We start from the raw sequence: 3,950 nt of genomic DNA, 5'->3' as shown, positions 1-3,950 counted from the left end.
GTGCTGTCGGCCTCCAGTGCGGACGCCCTCGCCGCCGACGCCGCCCGGATCGCCGACTACCTCCGGCTTCTTCCTCGCGCATCATGCTGGGGATCTCGGTGACGAACAGCGCCAGGACCAGCGCGCCCACCACGGCGACCTCCGCGGTCAGCACGCGCTGGGCAGCCGTTCCCGTCCTTCTTCCTCTGGTCTTCACGTGGGACTCTCCTGTTCTCTCAGGGCCGGTCCGGGGTCCGGTTCAGCCGGGCGGGATGTTCGGCATGACGTCCAGGAGGGCGTCGTGGCGCTTCCAGTGGATGTTGGTCGAGCGCCGCGCGTCGGCGGTGCCGTCCTGGTGGTGTCCGGTCTGCTTCTTGTAGGGGCCCTCGTTGCCCTGGTGCATGCCGGGCACGTGGGACGGGGTGTCGGGCCGCGCCTGGGGGCGGCCGACTCTGATGTTGCCCATGGTGTTCTCCCTTCCTAGGACCGTTCGGTGAGCTCCTCGAAGAAGCGCTCCACGGCCGGCCACATCCGGCCGCCGCCGGACAGGCCGCGCCATTCCCGGCGCACCACGGCGAGCATGCGGTAGCAGTCGTCGACCGGTGCGATCCAGTGGTGGTCGAGGCCGTGCACGGTGTTGACCAGCAGGGCCTCGACATCGGGGGCCAGTCCGGCCAGGGGCGGACAGCCGGCGACCGCCCGCTGCCAGGCCGCCGCGTCCACCTCCCAGCGCATGGCACCCGCCGGGCTCGGCCCCTGGGCGGTGACCGAACCGTCGGCGCGGGGTACGAAGAAGACCAGGCCGACCGGGACCCCGAGGGCCGCCGTGTCCACCTTCCCCAGGCGGACCCGGCGGGTCGGGATCAGCCGGAACTGCCCGTCGCCGGTGCCCTGGCGGCCGTCGGCGAACAGCACCGAGCAGGGCCGGCAGGCACAGCGGACCTGGTCCTGCCCGAGCTCGTAGAGGTGCGGGTGGTCCGCGGCCACCGGGGCGGCGCACAGGTCGCACTCCTCCGTCCGTGCCGCCGGCCGGTGGTCGGCGGCGGAACGGATGAGGCGGGCCAGGGCTCCGTCGGCGGTCACCGTGCCTCCTGCGGCCGGCGCAGGGAGTCCAGGGGGACGAAGGCGGGCGCCGGGGCCTCGGCCACCGGCTCCACGCCGGCCAGCTCGGGGGCCGCGGCGAGCACCGCCTCCCGGACCGCGTCGGTCACCTCCGTGGTACCTCCACCGCACCCGGAGCCGCAACCGCCGCCCGAGGCCAGCCGCACCCGGCCCACCTCGCCCTCCACCCCGGCCCACTCGACGTCGCCGCCGCGCTCCCGCACCGCAGGGCGCAGCCGCTCCACGGCACGGGCGGCCCGACGCTCGGGCGCGTCGGGGTGGATGTCGTGCAGCACCAAGAGGTGGTCGAGGAGCTCGTCGTCGGCGAGCGACGCGGCCAGCGGCGCGTCCGCCCGGTCGAGGACCCGGGCGAGTGCCTCGCCGTAGACCTCGATGAGCAGACGTACCGCCTCCACGGCCGAGCGGCCGGCCGGGCCCTGGGCGGTCTCCAGGCCCTCCAGGAGGGTGTCCAGGCGGGCCAGCCGGGCCTCGACCGCCGGGCCGTCGAGCCGCCCGACGGCCTCAGCCATGGTTCGCCCCGTACGTCGGCGAGTGCGTCACGGTCAGGGTCTTCCCCTTGCCCGTGTACATGTGGACACCGCACGGCAGACAGGGGTCGAAGCTGCGGACCGTGCGCATGATGTCGACACCCTTGAAGTCGTCCGGGCCGTTCTCCTCGAAGATCGGCTGCCCCATCACGGCGTCCTCGTAGGGGCCGGGGGTGCCGAACTTGTCGCGGGGGCTGGCGTTCCACGGGGTCGGCGGGTACGGGTGGTAGTTGGCGATCTTCTTGTCCTTGATCACCAGGTGGTGGGAGAGTACCCCGCGCACGGCCTCGTGGAAGCCGCAGCCGATCGCCTCGTCCGGGACCTCGAAGTCCTCGAACACCTTGGTGTCGCCGGAGCGCACCAGACCCATCGCCTCGTCCAGGAACTGCAGGGCCATGGCCGCCGCGTAGGCGACGAAGTAGGGCCGGGCGCGGTCCCGTTCGATGGTGTTGGACCACTTCGGGATCTTCCATTCCAGGGTGGTCTCCGGCAGGGACTCGCCCTTGGGCAGCGAGATCCGCACGCTGTGCCCGGTGGCCTTGATGTACGGCGTGTCGACGAGGCCGCTCAGCGCGGTCGACCAGAGCCGGGCCAGCGGCCCGCCGCCGGTGTCCAGGGCGAGGTGGTCGCCGGTGCGCCGGTCGAACCAGCGCGGGCTCATCACCCAGCTGTAGTTGCCCTCGAAGTCCCGCTTCTGCGGCACCGGGAGCGTCGTCTGGTTCCACGGGTGCCGCATGTCGACGGGGTTGCCCAGCGGGTCGTGGGTGACGAACGGGTCCTCGTTGACCCAGTCCTCGTAGAACGACGAGCCCAGCATGATCCTGAGGCCGAGGTTGATGTCGACCAGGCTGTTGGTGACCAGCTCGCCGTCGACGACGACGCCCGGGGTGACGTACATCGCCCTGCCCCAGCGCTCCATGTTCTCGTACTTGTAGTCGACGACCTTCGGGTCCTGCCAGGCGCCCCAACAGCCCAGGAGGATGCGGCGGTTGCCGACCTCCTCGTAGCCGGGCAGCGCCTCGTAGAAGAAGTCGAAGACGTCGTCGTTCATGGCGACGGCCTTCTTCACGAAGTCGATGACGTGCATCAGCCGGCTGAGGTAGTCGGTGAACACCGTCGGCTGCGGCATGGTGCCGACACCGCCCGGATAGAGCGTGGAGGGGTGCACGTGGCGGCCCTCCATGAGACAGAACATCTCGCGGGTGGTCCGGGAGACCTTCAGGGCCTCCTTGTAGACCTCTCCCTCGAAGGGGTTGAAGGCCTTCATGATGTCCGCGATGGTCCGGTATCCGTGGATGTCACCGCGCGGGGCGGTGGTCTTCTGCGCGCGGGCCAGCACGCTGGGGTTGGTGGCCTTGACCATCTGCTCGCAGAAGTCCACGAAGACCAGGTTGTCCTGGAAGATCGTGTGGTCGAACATGTACTCGGCCGCTTCGCCGAGGTTGACGATGTGCTCGGCGAGCGGCGGCGGTTTCACGCCGTACGCCATCTGCTGGGCGTAGTCGGAGCAGGTGGTGTGGTTGTCGCCGCAGATGCCGCAGATGCGGGAGGTGATGAAGCCCGCGTCGCGCGGGTCCTTCCCCTTCATGAAGACGGAGTAGCCGCGGAAGAGGGAGGAGGTGCTGTGACACTCCACCACCTCCCGGTTGGCGAAGTCGATCTTCGTGTAGATGCCCAGGTTTCCGATGATCCGGGTGATCGGATCCCAGGACATGTCCACGATCTGCGCGGGCTTTCGCCCCTTGTGCCGGGCCTCGGTTGTCATCGGCGTTCGCTGACCTTTGCTGTGGGGGGGACTGGGGTGGGGGATTCGCCGTGGCGGGAGCCGTGACGCGTCAGGGGCGCCAGCGCGGGGCGTACCCGCTGGTGAGCTTGCGCTTGTTGTGGCGCCACTTGGGTTCGTGGTTGACCAGTTCGTTGGTGAAGCCGCGCAGCCGGCGGATGACCGCGCCGTACGGCTTGATGGCCAGCGAGGAGAGGGTGCCGCCGGGCGGCTCGTCCATGAACGGCATGAACGCGTCGGGGAAGCCCGGCATGGTGCAGCCGATGCAGATGCCGCCGACGTTCGGGCAGCCGCCGATCCCGGCCATCCAGCCCCGCTTGGGCACGTTGCAGTTCACGACCGGGCCCCAGCAGCCGGTCTTGACCAGGCACTTGGGTGAGTTGTAGTCCGCCGCGAAGGTCGCCTGCTCGTAGTAGGCGGCGCGGTCGCAGCCCTCGTGGACCGTCTTCCCGAACAGCCACTGCGGGCGCAGCATGTGGTCCAGCGGCGGCGGGGGAGCGGTGCCGGCGGCGTGGTAGAGCACCCAGACCAGGGTCTCC

At 70.4% G+C, this 3,950-nt stretch carries 5 protein-coding genes and 1 pseudogene; all 6 read right to left on the bottom strand.

Features of this window, described 5'->3' with window-relative positions:
• Window positions 1-196: hypothetical protein (locus ABZ646_RS42220; protein ID WP_360531788.1), on the bottom strand; the 196-nt coding region annotated here is incomplete at its 3' end.
• 42 nt (window positions 197-238) lie between these two features.
• Window positions 239-445, bottom strand: coding sequence for a hypothetical protein (locus ABZ646_RS42215; protein ID WP_358980723.1), 207 nt, complete (start codon window positions 443-445; stop codon window positions 239-241).
• Window positions 446-459: 14 nt separating this feature from the next.
• Window positions 460-1,062: a DUF5947 family protein gene (locus tag ABZ646_RS42210; RefSeq protein WP_360531784.1), complete on the bottom strand. Its 603-nt coding sequence runs from the start codon at window positions 1,060-1,062 to the stop codon at window positions 460-462.
• The gene (locus ABZ646_RS42205; protein WP_360531781.1) at window positions 1,059-1,610 is read right to left on the bottom strand and encodes a NifU family protein; all 552 of its coding nucleotides are present in this window, start codon (window positions 1,608-1,610) and stop codon (window positions 1,059-1,061) included. Before ABZ646_RS42205 ends, ABZ646_RS42210 begins: the two co-directional genes overlap by 4 nt.
• The gene (locus ABZ646_RS42200) at window positions 1,603-3,393 is read right to left on the bottom strand and encodes a nickel-dependent hydrogenase large subunit (RefSeq protein WP_360531778.1); all 1,791 of its coding nucleotides are present in this window, start codon (window positions 3,391-3,393) and stop codon (window positions 1,603-1,605) included. Before ABZ646_RS42200 ends, ABZ646_RS42205 begins: the two co-directional genes overlap by 8 nt.
• A 70-nt stretch (window positions 3,394-3,463) precedes the next feature.
• Window positions 3,464-3,950 (bottom strand): annotated as a pseudogene (locus ABZ646_RS42195) (hydrogenase expression protein HypE); the annotation flags it as partial.

Origin of the sequence: Streptomyces sp. NPDC007162, from assembly GCF_040634175.1 — a bacterium.
Lineage (GTDB): Bacteria > Actinomycetota > Actinomycetes > Streptomycetales > Streptomycetaceae > Streptomyces.
This window is presented reverse-complemented; position numbering and strand designations above follow the sequence as displayed.

Excerpts from the sequence above, each read along its gene's own strand:
- ABZ646_RS42215 (WP_358980723.1), bottom strand. The coding sequence starts at position 445 with ATGGGCAACATCAGAGTCGGCCGCCCCCAGGCGCGGCCCGACACCCCG.
- ABZ646_RS42205 (WP_360531781.1), bottom strand. The coding sequence starts at position 1,610 with ATGGCTGAGGCCGTCGGGCGGCTCGACGGCCCGGCGGTCGAGGCCCGG.
- ABZ646_RS42200 (WP_360531778.1), bottom strand. The coding sequence starts at position 3,393 with ATGACAACCGAGGCCCGGCACAAGGGGCGAAAGCCCGCGCAGATCGTG.